The sequence below is a fragment of the Candidatus Edwardsbacteria bacterium RifOxyA12_full_54_48 genome, assembly GCA_001777915.1.
GTDB lineage: Bacteria > Edwardsbacteria > AC1 > AC1 > EtOH8 > UBA2226.
Genome location: MFFN01000002.1, coordinates 139,568 through 158,475, shown reverse-complemented (window position 1 = coordinate 158,475; position 18,908 = coordinate 139,568). Strand labels below are relative to the sequence as shown.

Annotated in this window: 16 protein-coding genes and 1 tRNA gene; 8 read left to right on the top strand and 9 right to left on the bottom strand. The window is 56.8% G+C overall.

Going from position 1 to position 18,908, the window contains the following annotated elements; genetic code table 11:
• Positions 1 to 2: 2 nt before the first annotated feature.
• The 8 genes from A2273_06615 to A2273_06580 form a co-directional block, all read right to left on the bottom strand.
• Positions 3 to 1,988: a hypothetical protein gene (locus A2273_06615; GenBank protein ID OGF08606.1), complete on the bottom strand. Its 1,986-nt coding sequence runs from the start codon at positions 1,986 to 1,988 to the stop codon at positions 3 to 5.
• A 36-nt stretch (positions 1,989 to 2,024) separates the two neighbouring features.
• Positions 2,025 to 2,101 (bottom strand) — tRNA-Arg (locus tag A2273_06610).
• A 119-nt stretch (positions 2,102 to 2,220) separates the two neighbouring features.
• The gene (locus tag A2273_06605) at positions 2,221 to 3,609 is read right to left on the bottom strand and encodes an MBL fold metallo-hydrolase (GenBank protein ID OGF08605.1); all 1,389 of its coding nucleotides are present in this window, start codon (positions 3,607 to 3,609) and stop codon (positions 2,221 to 2,223) included.
• 29 nt (positions 3,610 to 3,638) lie between these two features.
• On the bottom strand, positions 3,639 to 4,151 hold the full coding sequence (locus A2273_06600; protein OGF08604.1) for a hypothetical protein: 513 nt from the start codon (positions 4,149 to 4,151) through the stop codon (positions 3,639 to 3,641).
• Positions 4,152 to 5,939 carry an excinuclease ABC subunit C gene (locus A2273_06595; GenBank protein ID OGF08603.1) on the bottom strand — a complete coding sequence of 596 codons (1,788 nt, stop codon included), beginning with the start codon at positions 5,937 to 5,939 and terminating at the stop codon, positions 4,152 to 4,154.
• A 4-nt stretch (positions 5,940 to 5,943) separates the two neighbouring features.
• Positions 5,944 to 6,615 carry a hypothetical protein gene (locus A2273_06590; protein OGF08602.1) on the bottom strand — a complete coding sequence of 224 codons (672 nt, stop codon included), beginning with the start codon at positions 6,613 to 6,615 and terminating at the stop codon, positions 5,944 to 5,946.
• A 5-nt stretch (positions 6,616 to 6,620) separates the two neighbouring features.
• Entirely contained in the window at positions 6,621 to 8,069 is a 1,449-nt protein-coding gene (locus tag A2273_06585; GenBank protein ID OGF08601.1) for a hypothetical protein, read from the bottom strand.
• Positions 8,069 to 8,707, bottom strand: a complete 639-nt coding sequence (locus tag A2273_06580) for a hypothetical protein (GenBank protein ID OGF08600.1) — start codon at positions 8,705 to 8,707, stop codon at positions 8,069 to 8,071. The genes A2273_06585 and A2273_06580 overlap by 1 nt, the downstream gene beginning before the upstream one ends.
• A 253-nt stretch (positions 8,708 to 8,960) precedes the next feature.
• Between A2273_06580 and A2273_06575 the strand changes: the two genes are divergently transcribed.
• The 7 genes from A2273_06575 to A2273_06545 are packed head-to-tail and all read left to right on the top strand — an operon-like array spanning position 8,961 to position 15,437.
• On the top strand, positions 8,961 to 10,400 hold the full coding sequence (locus A2273_06575) for a peptidase C69 (protein ID OGF08599.1): 1,440 nt from the start codon (positions 8,961 to 8,963) through the stop codon (positions 10,398 to 10,400).
• Positions 10,401 to 10,408: 8 nt separating this feature from the next.
• A complete protein-coding gene (locus tag A2273_06570) occupies positions 10,409 to 11,968 on the top strand; it encodes a hypothetical protein (GenBank protein OGF08598.1) in 1,560 nt (519 codons plus the stop codon).
• Positions 11,969 to 12,745: a hypothetical protein gene (locus A2273_06565; protein OGF08597.1), complete on the top strand. Its 777-nt coding sequence runs from the start codon at positions 11,969 to 11,971 to the stop codon at positions 12,743 to 12,745.
• Positions 12,742 to 13,668, top strand: a complete 927-nt coding sequence (locus A2273_06560) for a dihydroorotate dehydrogenase B catalytic subunit (protein ID OGF08596.1) — start codon at positions 12,742 to 12,744, stop codon at positions 13,666 to 13,668. Before A2273_06565 ends, A2273_06560 begins: the two co-directional genes overlap by 4 nt.
• Entirely contained in the window at positions 13,662 to 14,123 is a 462-nt protein-coding gene (locus A2273_06555) for a hypothetical protein (protein OGF08595.1), read from the top strand. Before A2273_06560 ends, A2273_06555 begins: the two co-directional genes overlap by 7 nt.
• Positions 14,124 to 14,137: 14 nt before the next feature.
• Positions 14,138 to 14,872 (top strand): orotidine 5'-phosphate decarboxylase, encoded by a 735-nt coding sequence (locus tag A2273_06550; protein ID OGF08594.1) that lies wholly within the window; start codon positions 14,138 to 14,140, stop codon positions 14,870 to 14,872.
• Positions 14,859 to 15,437 (top strand): orotate phosphoribosyltransferase, encoded by a 579-nt coding sequence (locus A2273_06545; protein OGF08593.1) that lies wholly within the window; start codon positions 14,859 to 14,861, stop codon positions 15,435 to 15,437. Before A2273_06550 ends, A2273_06545 begins: the two co-directional genes overlap by 14 nt.
• 92 nt (positions 15,438 to 15,529) lie before the next feature.
• Here A2273_06545 and A2273_06540 read toward each other — a convergent pair whose 3' ends face one another.
• Entirely contained in the window at positions 15,530 to 17,653 is a 2,124-nt protein-coding gene (locus A2273_06540; GenBank protein ID OGF08592.1) for a hypothetical protein, read from the bottom strand.
• Between the two features lie 252 nt (positions 17,654 to 17,905).
• On the opposite strand from A2273_06540, the gene A2273_06535 reads away from it, so the two are divergent.
• Entirely contained in the window at positions 17,906 to 18,862 is a 957-nt protein-coding gene (locus A2273_06535; protein OGF08591.1) for a hypothetical protein, read from the top strand.
• The last annotated feature ends 46 nt before the right edge of the window (positions 18,863 to 18,908 follow it).

Genomic DNA, 18,908 nt, shown 5'->3' with positions numbered 1-18,908 from the left:
GTTTATTTTATTTCCGTTGAAATGCCCTTGGGACCGCCGGGCAGGAACATGGACATCCTCCGCAGGTTCTCCAGGGCCACCGGATTGCCCGGCTCCAGCAGCAGGGCCTTCTGAAAGGCATCGCTGGCCTCCTCCACCCGGTTAAGGCCGGCATAGGTGCCGCCCAGGGCCAGGTACAGGGAGGCCTTGTTCCTTTCGTATCGCAAGGCCTGGAGGAAATAATCCAGGGCCTGGTCGAACAGCAGGTTCTGGGCCAGATACATCCCCCGCTGGTACAGCATCTGGGGCATCATCCGGTAAAGCATCTTGTCCCGGGACGACAGGGCCAGGGTGTCGGTATTCAGCAACTGCCCGGAGAACATGAATTCGTCCGGCACCCGCTCGATCATGCCGGGAAGCTTCAGCCGATACAGCAGTCCTTCGGGAATCCGCTGGTGATCGGGGGCTATCCCGGCGAAATCGCCTATCGGCTTGTTCTGGGTAAGATACGGCTGATGGTCGTAATAGTTGGCCAGCAGCAGGGCATTTATCATGGCTATGAATTCCCGCTGGATGGCTTGATGATCATAGGGTTGGCCGTGCTCAAAGGGAAACAGTTGTTTTTTGAAGGCCTCTATCCTTTCCCGGCAGCTGTGGTAGAATTCCGGATAACGCCTCTCCAGATACTCCAGGTACCAGCTCCTTCGCAGCAGTTCCTTGTCGATCAGGATGACATCCGGGCGGAGCCGGTCTCTCTGCATCAAGTAAAGGCAGGGGGAATAGATATCCCAGTTATCGGCCAGGATCAAACCATTGGGAGCGGCCGATGCCAGGACATTGCCGGCCAGGGCATAGGCCATCTGGTTCCGGCTGTTGTCATTGGCCCTGAAGTTCAGGGCCAGAGGCAGGAGGAAAAGCCCCAGCACCGCGCCGGCGAAGACCTTTCCCAGCCTTTCCTGTCCGGCCGCCAGCCGGCGGCGTATCCACTCAAGCCCGAAGGCCAGGAAAATAAAGGAACCGATGAAGGCCGGAATATAATAGGCCTCGATATCGGGGATGCTGTAATTGATGCCGTAAAATACCGCCAGGCAAAATATTGCCAGCAGGGACCAAAAAAGGATCTGACTTTTTTTGAATACGGCATACATCCCGGGAGGTATCAGCCACCAAAGATACAGGCCCGGGTTGTCCAGCCATAGTTCAAGGAAGTTCCTGAAATTAGCCAGCAATTCCCCCCACGATCGGTTGAACATCCACACCTGATATTGCTTTCCGCTGACATGCCAAAAGAACCGCTCCCAATTGCTGGGGTTGCCCCAGTTTAACAATGGAGCCAGGTTTGAACGGATGGGCAGGAACAAGTAGATCGACAGGCCGAAGATGAAAAATAAGACCCCTCCCCCCAGTGGTTTCAGCTTCGATCGGCCTGTCCTTATTAGCGTCATCACCAACAATCCGGGAATCAGCCACAGCAGGCTTAAATGATTGCCCAGTCCCAGCCCGGTCAGAAAAGCCCCCAACAGAAAATATCTGCCCTCCCGGGATTTATGGTACCTGACGGCCAGCCACAGCAGGATCATGGCCAGCAGGGCGCTTAGGGCATAAACCTCCAGAAAGGCCGCCTGCTGCCAGATCACCGGTGAAAAGGCATATATCAGCGCTGCTGAAAATGCGATCTCCCCCTTGATCTCCAGTTCCGCAATTATCCGGAACAGCCAGCTGGCGGAAAAAGCCATGAAAAATGATGACAACAGGTTCAGTTTCCAGGCCAGCTCCCCGAAGGGAACCAGGAACACCCAAAGCCTACCCAGCAGGGTATATAACGGATATCCGGTGGGATGGGCTATTCCCAGCGACCGGCAGACCAGTGATAGTTCCCCGGAGTCTATCGGGCCGATGGTGGGGGCCATGGTCTTCAGATAGACCAGAAAGGAGATTAAAAAAACGAGCCAGGGCCCTGCCCCCGGGCCTATGCTCGCTGCGATAAGTTTTTTCACTTTGATGATCATTGAAAATCGTTAATATTGGTATCGGCCGGTACAAAATGGTGCGCCCGGCCCGATTTGAACGGGCAACCCCCAGCTTCGGAGGCTGGTGCTCTATCCAGTTGAGCTACGAGCGCATTTCATATGCTTATATTTATGCCAGGCTTTCATGCGTTTTATCCCGCAGCCGGCGGGGTGCTGCCAGCACATTGCCGGTAATTATAACTTTTCTGGGAGAAAAAATCAAGCAGATAAACTACAGTTCCAACTTTTGCTCCGGATCCGGCACCAGCACCTCTCTCCCCGTTTCCCGTAAAGCCTGGGCCAAACTCTGGCTTTGGGCCTCCTCGCCATGGACCAGGAACACCTTCCCCGCTCCGCCTTTCATGTTGTCTACAAAATCGATCAGATCGTTGCGGTCGGCGTGGGCCGAAAACCCGTTCAGCACCTTTATCTCGGCCCGGACGTCCTGCTCTTCGCCGAATATTCTCACCGAAGGGGATTCATCAACCAGCCGCTTTCCCAAAGTGCCCTGGGCCTGGAATCCGACTATCAAAACCATGTTTCGCGGGTCGCCCAGGGAATTCCTCAAATGATGCAGCACCCGCCCTCCTTCGCACATTCCCGAGGCCGAGATGATGATGCAGGGATCGTCGGTTTTGTTGAGTTTTTTAGAATCCTCCGCTGTCAGGACGTAGGTCAGACGGCTGAACCCGAAAGGATCATGATGGTTTTCTATCTGCCGGCGCGTCTCTTTGTCAAAACATTCGGGATGCATCCGGAAGATATTGGTAACATTCACGGACAAGGGGCTGTCTACATATATCGGAAGGGCCGGCAGTTTTCCCGCTTCAAACATGCCGTGCAATTCGTAAACGACCTCCTGGGTGCGTCCCACCGAAAAAGCCGGGATGATCAGCTTGCCTTTGCGGTCATGGACCCGCCGGACTATCTCCTGAAGTCTCCGGCCGGTCTCTTCTATGAGGCCGTGGGTCCGGTCCCCGTAGGTGCTTTCCATCAAAAGATAATCGGCCTGGACCGGCTGGTAGGGGTCGCGGATGATGGGCAGGTGTTTCCGGCCCAGATCACCGGTGAAGAAGAATCTTTTGACCTTTCCGTTCTCGGTAAGCTCCAGATCCACCATAGCCGAGCCCAGGATATGGCCGGCATCATGGAATACGGCTTTGACCCCCGGCAGGGGATTGAAAGCCCGCTCATATGACAGGCTGACAAAATAGTCCAGCGCCCTCTCGGCGTCATCCATGGTATACAAGGGTTCTTTTAACGGCAGTCCCCGGGCCGCTCTTTTTTTATTGACAAATTTTATGTCGCTCTCCTGGATATGGGCCGAATCCCGGAGCATCAAGCCCAGCAGGTCCCTGGTGGCCGAGGTCATATAGATGTCACCCTTGAAGCCGTTCTTCACCAAGGTCGGGATGTTCCCGCTGTGATCCAGATGGGCGTGGGACAGGATCATGGCGTCGATCTCTGCCGGGTTAAAGGGAAGATTTCTGTTCTGGTCCTCGCTTTTTTCCCGTCGGCCCTGATGAATCCCGCATTCCAGGAGCAGTTTTTTCCCTCCGATTTCAATCAGGTGCATGGACCCGGTGACATTTTTGGCAGCTCCATGAAAGGTGATATTCATTCCTTTGTCTCCTTTAAATATTGTGCGGCTCATAACAGGCTGAGCTCCCCGCGCTCCAGGCGCAGCAGCCTTTCTTTCCACCCCACTCCGGCCGAAAACCCTCCGGTGGAAAGGTCCTGCATGATCACCCGGTGGCAGGGAATAATTACCGGCAGGGGGTTGAGGCCCAGCGCCCTGCCCACCGCTTTGAAGGCTTTGGGGTGGTGGATCTGGTCGGCCAGCCACTTATAGGACCGCACCTGGCCATAGGGGATCTGGCGGACCTTGTTCCATACCTCGCGTTCAAAAGGCGTGATGCCCCTTAAATCCAGGGGGTAACTGAAGTCGATCTGGATGCCGGAGAAATAGCCGGCCAGGTCAACGTAAATGTCTTCAAACCGGCCGGGGTTTTGGATGAACTGGCATTGAAACCGGACCTCCAATTCCTTGAAATGACCTTCCAGCGCAGGTTCCCCCAAAATCACCGAAAACAGCCCGATATCGGTGGCGGAGACAAAGACCATCCCCAAAGGCAGATGGTACTGGCAATGATATATTTTCATTCAGCCCTTTTCAAATTCCTGCAATATTCTGGAGGCCAGCGCTGCCCCGACAACCTCCGCCAGCTCTTCCGGGCTGGCCGAGGCAATGCGCTTTACCGAGCCGAATTTTCTCAGCAGTCTGCCGGAGATGCCGGAGCCCACTCCCCTGATGGAGACCAATCTGGTATTGTTGGCATGACCGGCCCGGAGCGCATGATGGTACCTTTGGGCAAAGCGATGAGCCTCGTCACGCAGCCGCTGCATCAAATGCAGCCCGGATGAACTCCTGGGCAGGCTGACGACGTTCCCGTCCTCCAGGAACAATTCTTCCATTCTTTTGGCCAGCCCGGCCATGGTCACATTATAGCCTTTTTCCTTCTTCAATTGCAAGGCCGCCTTCAACTGGGGCAATCCTCCATCCACCAGGATCAGATCGGGCATGGCCATCTTATTTTCCATGACGTGAACCAGATAACGCCCCACCGTCTCCTTGATCATGGCGGTATCGTTGGGACCGCTGATCCTCACCTTGAAGTGCCGGTATCCAGTCTTGTAAGGCCTGCCGTCCTTGAAGCAGACCGCCGAACCAACGCTGTCGGTGCCGGAGATGTTGGAGATATCGAAAGCCGCCACCAGCCGGGGAAGCTTATCCAGGCCCAGAGCCCGTTGAACCTCTATCAGGGGCTGGGCGGTTTTAGCGCTTAATTTCTCCTTCCCCGCCACCATTTCATCCATCTTGCTCTGCAGCTGTTTCCCCGCGAATCTCTGAAGTTTTTTATCGGTGGCGCTCGATGGCAGTTTAAGCGATACCGGGGTTCCCTTGAAATTGCCCATGACACCCTCCAGCAGCTCCCGGTCCCGGGGCAAGGTTTCCATGATTATGTTGTCGGGGATGGTAAGGGAGTTCAAATAATGCTGGGAGATGAATGATGACATCAGTTCGGGATCCCCGACCCCCAGGGGATCTTCGATGGCCCGGTCATACCGGGCCGTCAGCCTTCCGCCCCGAAAGGAAAGCACCGTGAACATTATCTGTTTTCTCAGCCGGGCCAGGGCGATGAAATCGGTGTTGATCATCCCCCGGAAAATTATTTTCTGCCTGGCGGTCACCCTCTCCAGGTTCTGCAACTGATCCCTCCAATGGGCCGCCTGTTCGAAATCCAACTGTTGGGCGGCGGCGTCGCGCAATGCTTCCAGTTCATGCACCAGCTCCCGGCTTCGCCCGGAAATATATTTCACTATGGCCTCTACCATCTTCCGGTATTCCTGGGGGCTGACCTGGCCCTGGCAGGGAGCCAGGCAGCGGCCTATTTGATGGTTGAGGCAGGGGCGGGAGGGTCTTTGGGCGGGGAGCTGATGATGGCAGGTTCGGACGGGGAATATCTGTTTGACCAAAGCCAGGGTCCGGTTCAGGGCGGTGCTGTCAGTGAATGGTCCGAAAAGGCGCGAGCCGTCTTCGGTCAGGTTCCGGGTGGAGAATATCCTGGGGTATGGCTCATTGGTGATCTTTATCCAGGGGAATTTTTTATCGTCCTTTAAAAGAATGTTATACCTGGGCTGCCGTTTCTTCACCAGCTCGGCTTCAAGGATCAAGGCCTCCGGTTCGGAATCGGTGACGATGTAATCTATATCGGCCGAGCAGGAGATCAATTTTTCCTCCTTGGCGTTCCCGGTATTTCGGAAATGTCCCAGCACCCGGTCCCTGATATTCTTGGCCTTGCCGATGTAGATATCTTTTCCGGCCGGGTCCTTGAAGATATAGACCCCGGGCAATTCCGGGAGGGTGTCTATTTTATCCGGTGTTTTCATCAAACTACTGAACTGGTTGAATGCACTGCAGGGAATTGTTGGGGGGGGAATTGACCAGGGGGGACACCGGATAGCACTCCATGTCCTCCGGGGGATAGGGCCGGAGCAAAGCCCCGAGGGCCTTTCCATCGAAAATGCCGTTGTCCAGCCAGAGACGATAATCCTCCCGGGCGATGATGGCCGGCATCCGGTCATGGACCGGCTGCATCAGGGAGTTGGCCGCGGTGGTGACGATGGCGCAGCTGTTGACCACCCGTCCTCCGGGACCGGGCCACGATTCGAACAACCCGGCCAGACCCATGGGGGCTGGATCCTTCCGGTGGAAATAATACGGGACCTTCGGCCGGCTCCGGCCGCTCCATTCGTAAAAACCGTCGGCTATGACCAGGCAGCGCTGGCTCTGAAAAGGCTTTTTAAAGCTGGGCTTAACACTCAGCGTCTCCGCCCGGGCATTGATCATTTTATATCCGGTTCTTTCGTCCTTGGCCCAGGGCGGGATCAGGCCCCAGCGGAATGCCACGACGGCCAGCCGGTCACTTTTGACCACTGCCGCCACCTGGTTCCCCGGGGCGATATTATAGCCGGGCTCCAGCAGAAAGGAGATATCACTTAAGCCGACATCGAATTCCCGGGAGACCTCCTCTCCCCCGCTCTTTCTTACGAATCTTCCGCACATACCAGCTATTCCCTTTCATCGATCAGCCCGACCTCTTTCTTGCCCATAAAACATGATCTCAAGTCCGGATCGGAAATGTGTTCCCGTATCTCGTCTCGCAGGTACTGCGCCCTATGGCGATGCTCAGAAGCCCGGTCCGAATTGCCCAGTCTCTTGAAGATCAAATGACCCAGGATTTGTACGCTGAGGATGAACGATTTATGAATGGTGGGCGGAATGCCGGCCAGGAGTTCGGCATAGGCCTTTTCGGCCTCATCCTGCCGGCCGGTTTCGGAAAGCAGCACCGCTTTCTCATAAAGCAGCTTGCAGACATCGTTTTTTCTCAGGTGCTGCCGGTACTTGGCGGTGTATTCTTCTATCATCCTCAGGACCGGCCCGCCGGGCCGGGATAACCGGCCTATATGGATCCCGGCCAGGTCCAGCCTGGCGGTCAGTTCCGGATCATCCAGCTCCCGGTTGATGGCCAGGGAAGCCTCAAAATGCTCCCGGGCCTTACCGCTATCGCCCATCCGGGAATAACACTGGGCCAGGTAGGAATTGTTGAGCGCCAGCACCGCCCGGTCATCCACCTGCTCCACGGCCCGGATGGATTCCTTGAGGAATTCCGCCCCCCTTTCGAAACTTCCCAGGTCCATATGAAGCCGCCCCAGCATTTCGTAGCTCAGGCCCACGCTGATCTGGTCCTGGGCCTCGGTCCCCAATCGCTGGCAGTCGTAAGCGGATCTTAACGCCCGGTCGTAATCTCCGTGGTACCAGTAAATCTCCGAGATATTGCCGGAGACGATGGCGCTGCCCAGTTTATAACCGGAACGGTCGTAATATCTGATGGCCTGGCTGTAGGCCGCCAGGGCTTCGGGCACCTTTTCCTGATTTATCAGGCAGATGCCCAGGTTGTTGTAGGCGTCTCCCAGGATGTCCGCCGAATTGAACCTCTCGTAGACCGCTATCGCCTGCCGCAACAGCTTCTCGGCAGGCTGAAGCTGGTTGCCATAGACCATGGTCAGGCCCTTGTCCAGCCAGATCCCGGCCCGGTCCAGGTCGCTGTCGGCATGCTTCTCCGCCTCCTGGTAGTACTGCAGGGCCCGGCGGGTCTGGGTCTTCTCCCGGGCTATCAGCGCCCGCCATTCATAGGCCTGACGGATCAGGTCTCTGCCGGTATCAGGTGTGATCGAGGCCAGCAGCTGTTCCACCGTCTCCTCGGCCCTGTTCAAATCCCCGATATCGCTGTAATGCCTGGCCTGCATCATCAGCAGGTCCATCCGGTGATCGTCCCGGGCCATGCTCTTCAGCAGCCAGGCCATGACCTCCAGCAGGTCCCGCTCCTTCTTCCTCTCGGCCTGCAGGTTGAGGATGCACAGCTTCTGGCTATAGAGATCCCATAGCTTCTCCAGCCACTGCCGGTCATTTAATTCTCTGGTTCGCTCGTATTTATGAACTTGTGGCTCCATTGCCATTAACGGTATACCATTCCCCGGAATTGGATCTCATCAATATACATCACTTCACAGGAGCCGTCCCCGGCGTCCTCCCGGCTCAAGGAGGAATTCCACCAGAAATTGCCCTCTCCCTTAACGGCATCCACATAGACCAAAAAACCATAGGCCTCTAGCGTATCTCCGGAGGAGATGTGCAACAGGGCCGCCCGGAGGTTGTCGTTGGCCGGGATGGCGTGAACGTTGGCCGAATAACGGGCAATGAAGGAATTGTCGAAAGGAAATCCCTCATCATAGCGCCAGTAATACCAGCGATTGCCTTGGGACCATTTCACCTTTTTATACAGTCCGGTGGTGGTCATCTTGCCCCAGGCCACCGCCAGATCGCAGGGGGATATGATTGAATTCCAATCCGAGCCGTAATTTTTCCTACTCAGCACCAAGCCCTTTAAAACATATTCGGCCTTTGGTTTAATGGTTATGTCGTAGCCCTGGGCCGATATTTTGATAGGCTCCTGCCCTTCTAACGGCAGCTGTAAAGGATCTTCCCGAATGTCGATCGTTTCGCTGTCGGCCGCACCCTCCGGCCGGGGGACACATGACGCCGTCGCCAACACGAAAAACAATCCCGCTAAAAACAAATTTATTTTGTTGGTCATCTTGCCGTGTCTCCAGGATAATGTTTACAGCCGGACCCCCGAAGGGCGGAATATTCCGGCATTAATTTCAATTGGCGCGCGTTTCAAGTCCGCTGGGTTGAGTTAGAATATATCACTTATCCCGTTGGCTTTCAAGAACAATTGTTTCCCTCTTGTGATATATTTTTTTAGCTCGGAAAGGATGAAGTTATCATTGATAAATCCATAGGTTTTATGTTATATTTACTGTTAAAGAGTATATTTGGGAGGTATCATGAAGTCGTTCGCTAAAAAGGTAATCGCCAGCCTGCCGGCCAAAGGAATAGATTACGCCGATGTACGGGTGCTCGGCTCCCGGCGGCAGAATATATCCACCAAGAACGGCACGGTGGAATCGGCCACCAATTCCTCCGACCAGGGATTCGGCCTCCGGGTGCTGATCAATGGATCCTGGGGCTTCGCCTCCAGCTCCAAACTGGAGACATCGGAGATAGCCAGGGTGGTCAGGCTGGCGGTGGAGATAGCCCGGGCCTCCGCCCTGTCGCCCGGGGAGCCGGCGGTGTTGTCCCCGCTGAAAAAACAAACCGGGGGCTACAGAACAAAAATCCAGCAGGATCCCTTTAAGGTACCCTTGGAGCAGAAGATCTCCCTGCTGCTGGAGGCCGATACCATCATGCGCCGGAATCCGGATATAAAAGTGGCCCGGGGCAGCCTGTGGTTCTTTCATGAGGATAAGGTGTTTGCCTCCACCCAGGGCAGCCTGCTGTCGCAGGAGATCACCGAATCCGGCGGGGAGATCAGCGCCCTGGCGGTGGACGGACCGGAGGTTCAGATCCGAACCTACCCCAACATGGGCGGGGATACCGGCCAGGCCGGATATGAGTTCATCGAAAAACTGGACCTGGCGGGCAACGCCGAGAAGATATCCCGCGAGGCCTCCTTGCTTCTCAAGGCCCCTCTTTGTCCGGCCAAAAAGGGCACGATCATTATTGCCACCAACCAACTGGCCCTGCAGGTGCATGAATCTATCGGCCATCCCATCGAGCTGGACCGGGTCTACGGCACCGAGGCGGCCTATGCCGGCACCAGCTTCCTGACCACCGACAAGCTGAATGCCCTTAAGTACGGGTCGGATATGGTCAACGTCAATGCCGATGCCACGGCGCCGGGAGGGCTGGGGACCTTCGGATGGGATGACGAAGGAGTGCCGGCCCAGAATGTGCCCATAATAAAGAACGGTCTTTTTACCGGTTATCTGAGCTCCCGGGAAACGGCAGCCCAGCTGGGCCTGTTGTCGGGTGGCGCCATGCGGGCCGACGGATGGAACCGGATCCCCCTGATCCGGATGACCAATATCAACCTGGAGCCGGGCAGCTGGGATTACCAGAACCTCATAGCCGACACCGCCGACGGGGTCCTGTTCGACACCACCAAGACCTGGAGCATAGACGACAAAAGGCTTAATTTCCAGTTCACCACCGAGATCGCCTGGCAGATCAAGGGCGGTCGGCTTACCGGCCAGGCATACAAGAACCCCACCTATACCGGCCTGACCCCCGAATTCTGGAATTCCTGCGATGCCATCTGCAACAGCAGATCATGGCACCTATGGGGCATCCCCAACTGCGGCAAGGGCCAGCCGGGGCAGACCGCTCATGTCGGGCACGGGGTCTCCCCGGCCAGATTCCGCAACGTCCAGATAGGAGTCTCCTGATCCCCAATATGTCAAACAATAGATGCATAACGCTTGCCAAAAGGACCGGCTTTGTTCTGACGCTGGTTATGCTGGCCGGAAATTTGGGCTGCGCCTATTTCAACACCTACTACAACGCCCAAAAACTCTACAATTCGGCCAGCCAGAAGCACCAGCAGTTTCCCGACACCACCGCCGCCAGCGGCGCGGAAAAGGACGGCCTGAAAAAAGCCATCGACAAATATGCCGATGTGGCCCTGAGATATCCCAACAGCCGCTGGGTCCTTCCCAGCCTGTATAATATGGGCAATGCCTATTACCTGAGGGGCGAATACGACAAGGCGGCCCGCAAGTACCAGGAGATACGGCAATACTATCCGGAAAGCAGATATTCGGCCTGGTCCCAACTGAACAGCGCCCTTATCTCCCATAACCTGAAGCAATGGGACAAGGCCTTGTGGGAATTGTCCCAGATAAGGACCGACGACAGAAACATCAATCAAAGGACGGCGTATTTGGAGGCCTTGATACTGCAGGCCATCCCCGATTATCCCAAAGCGATCATCTCCTGGGAGCGCTTCCTGCATAATCACTATAAAAGCGATCTGGTGATCGATGCTCGTTATAATTACGCCCGGTGCCTGTTCTCCCTGAATGAATTCACCAACTCCATCCGGGAGCTGGAGATGATTCTGGATTCCCGGATCAAAAGGAACTTCCGCTATCAGGTCACCATGTTGCTGGGCCAGGCCTACCAGGGGAATGGCAGACATTCCGCGGCCCTGCCGTTGTATCAACGCTTGCTGAAGCGGGAGTCCGATAAGAGCCGGATATCGGCCATAGAACTGGAGATCTTGAACTGCCAAACCCCGGGGATCACAACCGACGTTGCGGTTGGACTGTACTATGGTCTGGCGCAGAAATATCCCAAGACCGCCGTATCCTCCGAGGCCTGGTTCAAAATCGGGCAGATCCATGAAGCCGGACAGGAGCTGGACAGCGCCTTGGTTTACTACAACAAGGCCCGAAACGAAAACCCAGCCGCCCATGTCCGCGAAGCCGCGCTAAAGAAAAGCGCTGATATCTCTTTGCTGCTGGCCTATCGCCAGCAATCCGATCAGCAGGCGGCGGAACAAAGCGCCAAATTACAGTTTCTGATGGCCGAGCATTACCTGTTCGGACTGAACAAGCCGGATTCCGCCCTGGCCGCCTATAGCCGGGTTGCCAGCGGTTCCGGTGATAAGCAGCTGGCCTCCAAGGCCTGGTATGCAGCGGCTTGGACAGCGCGAAATTACCTGTCGGATACTTTAAAGTCGGACAGCCTGCTGGCTGTCTTGATAGAAAAATACCCCCGGACCAGATACGCCAACGGCGCCAGGCTGATGCTGAACCAGCCGATCGACACCACCGTCAGCGACACTGAACCGGAGATCGAGATGAATATACGGCCCCTGGAACAGAAACCAGAAGCCCCTCCGGCACCGCCCGATAGCGCCCAGGCACACCCGCCCGACAGTGACGCCAAAGATACTCCGCCCACGCCTCTGATACCGGGGCCGAATATAAACCGCTCGATGGATCCCAGATAAATGAAGCAATATCCTTCAATACAGATCGCCTCGAATATCCCTGTTAGCGATAAGGCCCATGAACTGTCCCTTAAAGCTCCCGGGTTGGCCAAAAGCGCCGACCCCGGGCAATTTATACATATCCGGCTCAGCACCGGGTCGGATCATCCCCTGCTTCGCCGCCCTTTCAGCATCAACGACATCCGGGGGGATAGGGTATCGGTCCTTTACGAGGTCAAGGGATCCGGCACCGAATTGCTCTCCAAAATGACGCCCCGGGACACCTTGGATATCATCGGGCCGCTGGGAAAGGGATTTGACATCGATCCCGGCAAACGGCACCATCTGCTGGTGGCCGGGGGTATGGGGATCGCTCCGATGGGCTTTCTGGGCCGCCGGCTGAAAAGCCTGAAACTGAAGCATGAATTGCTTTACGGATGCCGGTCCTCCTCCGAGCTGATACCACCCGACATAAAAATGTGCCGCCTGTCAAGTGATGACGGAAGCTGCGGGAAAAAAGGCTTGGTCACCTCCCTGCTGCCGGGTAGACTGGAGGACTGCCAGGACCCGGTGGTCTATGCCTGCGGGCCGTGGCCCATGCTTAAGGCGGTGGCCCGGATCTGCCGGGATAAAAAAACACCCTGCCAGGTTTCTCTGGAATCATTCATGGCCTGCGGGGTGGGGGCCTGCCAGGGCTGCGTGGTCAGGGACAGCGACGGCGGCTACCTTTCGGTCTGCGACAAAGGTCCGGTTTTCGACAGCCGGCGGATCGACTGGGACCAGGATTGCGTCATATGAAGCAATTAAAAAACATCGACCTGCGGGTCAGCCTGGCCGGATTGGAGCTAAAAAATCCCGTCATTGCCGCCTCCGGCACTTTTGGCTACGGAACGGAATACTCCCCCTTGGCAAAACCCGGGGATTTCGGGGCCGTCATCACCAAGACCATCACCCTTTCCCCCCGGGCCGGCAACCAGCCGCCCCGGATCTGCGAGACGGCCTGCGGGATGCTCAATTCCATCGGGCTGGCCAACGTGGGGTTCGAGGTCTTTAAAAAAGAAAAGCTGCCGCGTCTGCTCGGAAAAGGTGCTGTGATCATCGCCAACATCGCCGGCAACACCATTGAAGAGTATGCCCAGCTGGCGGGAAAGCTGGATAAAATAACCGATATCCCGGCCCTGGAGTTGAACATCTCCTGCCCCAACGTCAGGCACGGCGGGATAGCCTTCGGCACCGACCCGGCCAGCGCCGCGGCCCTGACCAAAGCGGTCCGCCGGGTCTACAAAAAGACCCTGATAGTAAAGCTCAGCCCCAATGTCAGCGACATCGCCGCCATCGCCCGGGCGGCCGAGAAAGCCGGGGCCGACGCCCTGTCCCTGATCAACACCCTCTACGGCATGGCGGTGGACATAAGAAAACGCCGTCCGGTGCTGGGCAACATAACCGGGGGCCTTTCCGGGCCGGCCATCAAACCGGTGGCCCTGTACAATCTTTATAAGACCTACCATTCGGTAAAGATCCCGCTGATCGGCCTGGGCGGCATCATGGATCACCGGGATGCCCTGGAGTTCATGATCACCGGGGCCGCGGCGGTGCAGATAGGGACCGCCAATTTTGTCAACCCCTCGGCGGCCAAGGACATCCTGGCGGGAATGACAGGATACTGCCGGGAGAACAACCTCCCCAGAATTAAGAACCTTACCGGGATATTGAAATGCTGATGTCAAATTTTAAAAGCAGGCTGGTCGCCTTCTCCGTCCTGCTGGCCCTGCTGAGCTGCGCCCCGGCCCCCATCTACCGCGCAGGGCCGGCCAGGGAGACGGCGGCCCCTCAGAGCGATCCCGTCAAGAAAAATGAGAAACCGGCCGCCGAATGGCCCCTGACCACCGTCACCGGCATCGCCAGTTATTACGGCAAGGAATTCCACGGCCGAAAGACCGCCAACGGCGAGACCTTCGACATGAATGCCATGACCGCCGCCCACCGCACCCTGCCCTTCGGCACCATGGTCCGGGTCACCAATCTGTCCAACGACCAGAGCATCACCGTCCGGATCAACGACCGGGGCCCTTTCATCAAGGGACGGATCATAGACCTGTCCTACGGGGCCGCCAAAACCATCGATCTGCTGTCCATCGGACAGGTCAAACTGGAAGTGTTAAAATATCCCCAATAAGCTAAAGGACTTCTATGAACATCTCCCCCCGCGACCGGCTGATAGTGGCCCTGGACGTGCCGGATCTGAAGCAGGCGCAGAATTTAATAGATCGGCTGGGCTCCTCGGTGAATTTTTACAAGGTGGGCAACCAGCTGTTCACCTCCTGTGGCCCCAAAATAGTCGAACTGATAAAAGAACGGGGACACCAGGTCTTTCTGGATCTCAAATACCACGACATCCCCAACACCGTGGCCCGGGCCGCCCAGGCGGCCTACGAACTGGGCGTCGATATGTTCAACATGCACGCCATGGGCGGGTTTTCCATGATGGAGACGGCGGCCACCACTGTCACCAATTCCGCCTCCAGCGATAAAAAGACCAAGCCCGTCATGCTGGGGGTGACGGTCCTGACCAGCATGGACGAGGCCACTTTCCAGGATGTGCTGGGCACTCCCGGACGGTCCATAGAGGAACAGGTGCTGCACCTGGCCCGCTTAAGCCAGAGCGCCGGGCTGGACGGCGTGGTAGCCTCGCCCCACGAGATAGCCATGCTGCGCCAGGAGCTGGGAAGCGAGTTTGTGATCCTGACGCCAGGCATACGCCCGGCCGACAGCTCCAGCGACGACCAGAAGCGATTCCTGACCCCGGGACAGGCCATCAGTACCGGGGCCGACTACCTGGTGGTGGGCCGCCCCATCACCGCGGCTAAAGATCCGGCCGACGCCGCCACAAAGATAATCAAGGAGATCGAAGATGCTCTCAAATGAAGATATAAAACAGATACTTATTAAAAATCAGGTTTTGCTGGACGGTCATTTCCTGTTGACCTCGGGCCGCCACAGCCGTTTCTATTTCGAGAAATTCCGGGTCCTCCAGCAGCCGGCCGACGCCGCCCTGTTCTGCCGGACCATTGCCGAGCATTTAAAAGGGACTGATATCGATACCGTGGCCGGCCCGACCACCGGCGGGATTATCATCGCCTTCGAGGTGGCCCGGGAGATGGGCAAAAAGGCCATTTATGCCGAGCGGACGCCGGACGGCCGGGGTTTCTTAAGAGGGATGTCCTTGGCCAAGGACGAAAAGGTGCTGGTGGTGGACGACGTGATGACCACCGGAGGCTCGGTTCTGGAGACCATTGAGGCGGTAAAAAAAGCCGGAGCGGAACTGAAAGGCGTGGCGGTGTTCATAGACCGCAGCGCCGAGAAACCGGATTTCGGGGCCCCCTTCTTCTCGTTGTATCACGAAAAGGTGGAGACCTTCGACCCTGAAAATTGTCCGCTGTGCCAGCAAGGGATACCGCTGGCCAAGCACGGCAGCAGCCCCAAGAAATAGTTAACCGTTTCTGTGATTCCCGGCTTAAACGGGGATCCATGGGAAAACAAGAAAGCCCCTTCTGATGAAGGGGCTTTTAAAATATCTCTGCGTTATTTCATGAACGGATAGGGAATGGTGATATAGGTATCGGCCGGCTTGCCGTTCTTGGTCCCCGGTTTGAACACCGCCTTGTAGGCGGCATCGGTGGCGGCCTCGTCGCAGCCGTACCCTATCCCCCGGATCACCTGGGCATCCTTGACCTTGCCGTCAGGGCCCACCAATAACTTTACATACACCCTCCCGGTGATCCCGGCCTTACGGGCGGTCTCGGGATAGGACGGAGAAACGATCTTCACCGCTTCGGGTTCGGTGGGGCGAATTTCAGGCTCGGCAGGGGCCTCCTCCGGGACTGGGGCGGGCGCCGATGGTGCAGCCTCGGCTACCAGCAAGTCCTGGGGGTTCACCGCGGCAGGCTTGGGCGGAGTCACCACCGGTGCGGCCGCCGGCTTGGGTGCCGGCTGTTCGGTCCTGGTGGCTATGGGCTGGGGCTTGGTTGTTACTGCGGTGGTCGGTTTTTCCGGCCGCCCTCTTTCCGGAGCGGCGGTCTCCACCGGCTGGGATGGCGGCGGCGGCACCACAGCGGAGGGGGTTGCGGAGGCCAGGGCCTCTCCCCTTCTCTGGGCGGCCGGGATCCACCACTCGTCCAGCGAAGCCATCGGCCCGCGGGCATCCTGGGCCGGACCCTTGACCCCCTTGTAGATGATGGTGACCACGTCCGGAACATACAGATAGGTGGCCGGCATCTCGGTATTGACCACCTGCTGGAACTTGACCCAGATATCCTTGGCCTTGCGGCGGCTTAAAGTGGCCAGGCCCACGTCGATAAGGCTGTCCACCGAGGAATTGGAATACTTAAGGATGAAATTATAAATGCCCTTCTCCGGGGCCGAATGCCACACCGCCGTGGGGTCCACCTTGAAATCGTTCTTCCAGGAGAACAGCATGGCGTCGTACTGGCCGCTCCTCAGCCGCTGAATGAAGGTCCTGGCATCCACCACCGCCAGGTTGACCTTGACCCCTACGACTTTAAGCTGTTCCCTGATCAGCACGGCGGTGGCCTCCTGCACCGGCTGTCCCTGGGCCAGCAGCAGGTTAAGCTCCAGCACCTGCTTGGGCCCCTTGGCCAGGTATCCCTCGCGGTTCTTGTCCTTCCAGCCCATCTCGGCCAGCAGGGTTTTGGCCTGTTGGGGATCGTAGGGCTGGGCCTTCTGGCCCTGATCGTAGGCCCAACTGGTGGGCAGGAACGGGCCGTTGGCCGGCTTGCCCTTGCCCATCAAAACGTCGTTGATCAGGGCCGTTTGGTCGATGCTCAGGGCGAAGGCTTTGCGCAGGCTGACATCGGAGAACAGCGGGCTGTTCAAATTCCAGCCGATGAAGGTGTAGGTGCGCCCGGGATATTCAATGGAGGTCAGATTGGGGTCGCCCTGGACCTTGAGGGCATACTGGGGCGACAGGTCGTTGGTCATGTCCACCGAGCCGTTCTGCAGGGCGTTCATCAGGCTGGCCTCGTCCCCGAAAAATTTAAAAACGATCCGATCCAGGGCCGGTTTGCCCTTGTAGAAGTCCGGATTGGCGGCCAGCACCAGACGGTCGCCCCGCACCCATTCCTCCACCCTGTACGGCCCGTCGCCCACCGGGGTGGCGTCGAACTCGGTGGAATTGGCGGCGCTCAGCTTCTCCAGAATGTGCTTGGGCAGGACCATGATCCCGGTATCGAACAGCTCGTCGGAATATACCCGGTTGAAAAAGAACTTCACCGCCAGGGGCCCCACCACCTCGACCTTCTCCACGAACTGCAGGCCGCCGGACCGGGCGTATTTTATCTGGGGATCGCGCATCATGTCGAAGGAGAACTTGACATCCTCGGCAGTCACCGGCTGTCCGTCGCTCCACTTGACATCCTTGCGCAGAACATAGGTGACCTCCTTGAAATCCTCCGAGAACTTCCAGGAGCGGGCCAGCCCGGCCACGATGTTCATGCCCTGGTCGAAGTGATGCAGGCTCATGAACAGTTTTTCATGGATATCGGTGGAGGCCGTGAATGACAGCCGCAGCGGATTCAAGGAGGCCGGCTCGTTCAAGGTGCCGATGGTCAAAGTCCCTCCGGATTCGCTGGGCGGATACTTTTCGCTTTGGGAACATCCGGACAGCACCAGAAAGAATCCGGCGATCATTAAAAATAATCCACGAAAAACCCATGATCTCATGGTTCGCTCCTTTTATTAACGTTCGATTATAGCCCTGATCCCCTGTAATATGTATAAATTATAATAAGTTAAGCGATTTGTCAAGTAAAATTTGTTGATTTGTCAATATTTCTGTAGTATAGTACCTTTTGGGAGGATATTATGAAGCACCGCCTCATTTTTCCGACACTATCAAGGATAATTTTATCCGCAAATATTTTACAGGGAGCCGGCGACAATATGTCCCAAACCACCATCTGCGACCTGCATTGCGACACCGCCATCAACCTGGCCGACGGTAAGGGGATCGGCGGGCAGCAGGCAAAAAGCCAGGTCGCTCCGGAAAAACTAACAGCCGGCGGGATCGGCCTGCAGGTCTACGCCTGCTGGGTGTCTCCCAAATACAGGCACCGCAAGGCATGGGACCGGGCCCGGCAGCTGATAGCCGCAGCAAAGAAGGAGATATCCGACCATCCCTCTGAACTGATGCTGGTCAGCGATAAAAAGAGCTGGCAGGAATGCCGTAAAAATAACAAGGTAGGGATCATGCTGGCAGTGGAGGGCGGTCACGTGCTGGACGGCGACATCTCCCGGCTGGATTCACTTTATGACCAAGGGGTGAGGATCCTGACCCTCACCTGGAACAACTCCAACCAGTTTGCCACTTCGGCCTACAGCGCGCATAAAACCGGCTTGGACAAAGGTCTCACCCCGCTGGGACGCAAACTCATCGCCCGGGCCGATAAACTGGGCATCCATATCGACCTCTCCCATTCCTCGGAAAAAACTTTCTGGGATGTGCTGAAAACCAGCCGACATCCCCCCCTGCTGTCTCATTCCTGCGTAAAATTTCTCAACGGGCATTTCAGGAATGCCTCGGACAAGCAGATCAAGGCCGTGTCTGATAAAATGGGATTGATGGGAATAAATTTTTGTCCGGCCTTTCTGGGGGATAAACATAAACCCAAATCGGTAGAGAGTGTGGCCGACCAGTTCGAGTATATTAAAGAGTTGGCCGGGACCGATATCTTGGCCATCGGCTCGGATTTCGACGGAATACGGGAAACACCGGAGGGACTGGACGGTCCGGACAAACTGCCCGGTCTTATAAGGATGCTGAAATCCAGGGGCTTCAGCCAAAAAGAGCTGGATGACATCAGCCTGAACAATACCTTGAGGTTTCTTGGCTGGCAGTAATGGGTCTTTGACCTCTCCCTGCCTGTCGGCTTCCCTCTCCTAAAGC

Coding starts and splice junctions, on each gene's coding strand:
- A2273_06570 (OGF08598.1), top strand. CDS start 10,409: ATGTCAAACAATAGATGCATAACGCTTGCCAAAAGGACCGGCTTTGTT.
- A2273_06560 (OGF08596.1), top strand. CDS start 12,742: ATGAAGCAATTAAAAAACATCGACCTGCGGGTCAGCCTGGCCGGATTG.
- A2273_06615 (OGF08606.1), bottom strand. CDS start 1,988: ATGATCATCAAAGTGAAAAAACTTATCGCAGCGAGCATAGGCCCGGGG.
- A2273_06575 (OGF08599.1), top strand. CDS start 8,961: ATGAAGTCGTTCGCTAAAAAGGTAATCGCCAGCCTGCCGGCCAAAGGA.
- A2273_06580 (OGF08600.1), bottom strand. CDS start 8,707: ATGACCAACAAAATAAATTTGTTTTTAGCGGGATTGTTTTTCGTGTTG.
- A2273_06550 (OGF08594.1), top strand. CDS start 14,138: ATGAACATCTCCCCCCGCGACCGGCTGATAGTGGCCCTGGACGTGCCG.
- A2273_06555 (OGF08595.1), top strand. CDS start 13,662: ATGCTGATGTCAAATTTTAAAAGCAGGCTGGTCGCCTTCTCCGTCCTG.
- A2273_06535 (OGF08591.1), top strand. CDS start 17,906: ATGTCCCAAACCACCATCTGCGACCTGCATTGCGACACCGCCATCAAC.
- A2273_06605 (OGF08605.1), bottom strand. CDS start 3,609: ATGAATATCACCTTTCATGGAGCTGCCAAAAATGTCACCGGGTCCATG.
- A2273_06590 (OGF08602.1), bottom strand. CDS start 6,615: ATGTGCGGAAGATTCGTAAGAAAGAGCGGGGGAGAGGAGGTCTCCCGG.
- A2273_06540 (OGF08592.1), bottom strand. CDS start 17,653: ATGATCGCCGGATTCTTTCTGGTGCTGTCCGGATGTTCCCAAAGCGAA.
- A2273_06585 (OGF08601.1), bottom strand. CDS start 8,069: ATGGCAATGGAGCCACAAGTTCATAAATACGAGCGAACCAGAGAATTA.
- A2273_06595 (OGF08603.1), bottom strand. CDS start 5,939: ATGAAAACACCGGATAAAATAGACACCCTCCCGGAATTGCCCGGGGTC.
- A2273_06565 (OGF08597.1), top strand. CDS start 11,969: ATGAAGCAATATCCTTCAATACAGATCGCCTCGAATATCCCTGTTAGC.
- A2273_06545 (OGF08593.1), top strand. CDS start 14,859: ATGCTCTCAAATGAAGATATAAAACAGATACTTATTAAAAATCAGGTT.
- A2273_06600 (OGF08604.1), bottom strand. CDS start 4,151: ATGAAAATATATCATTGCCAGTACCATCTGCCTTTGGGGATGGTCTTT.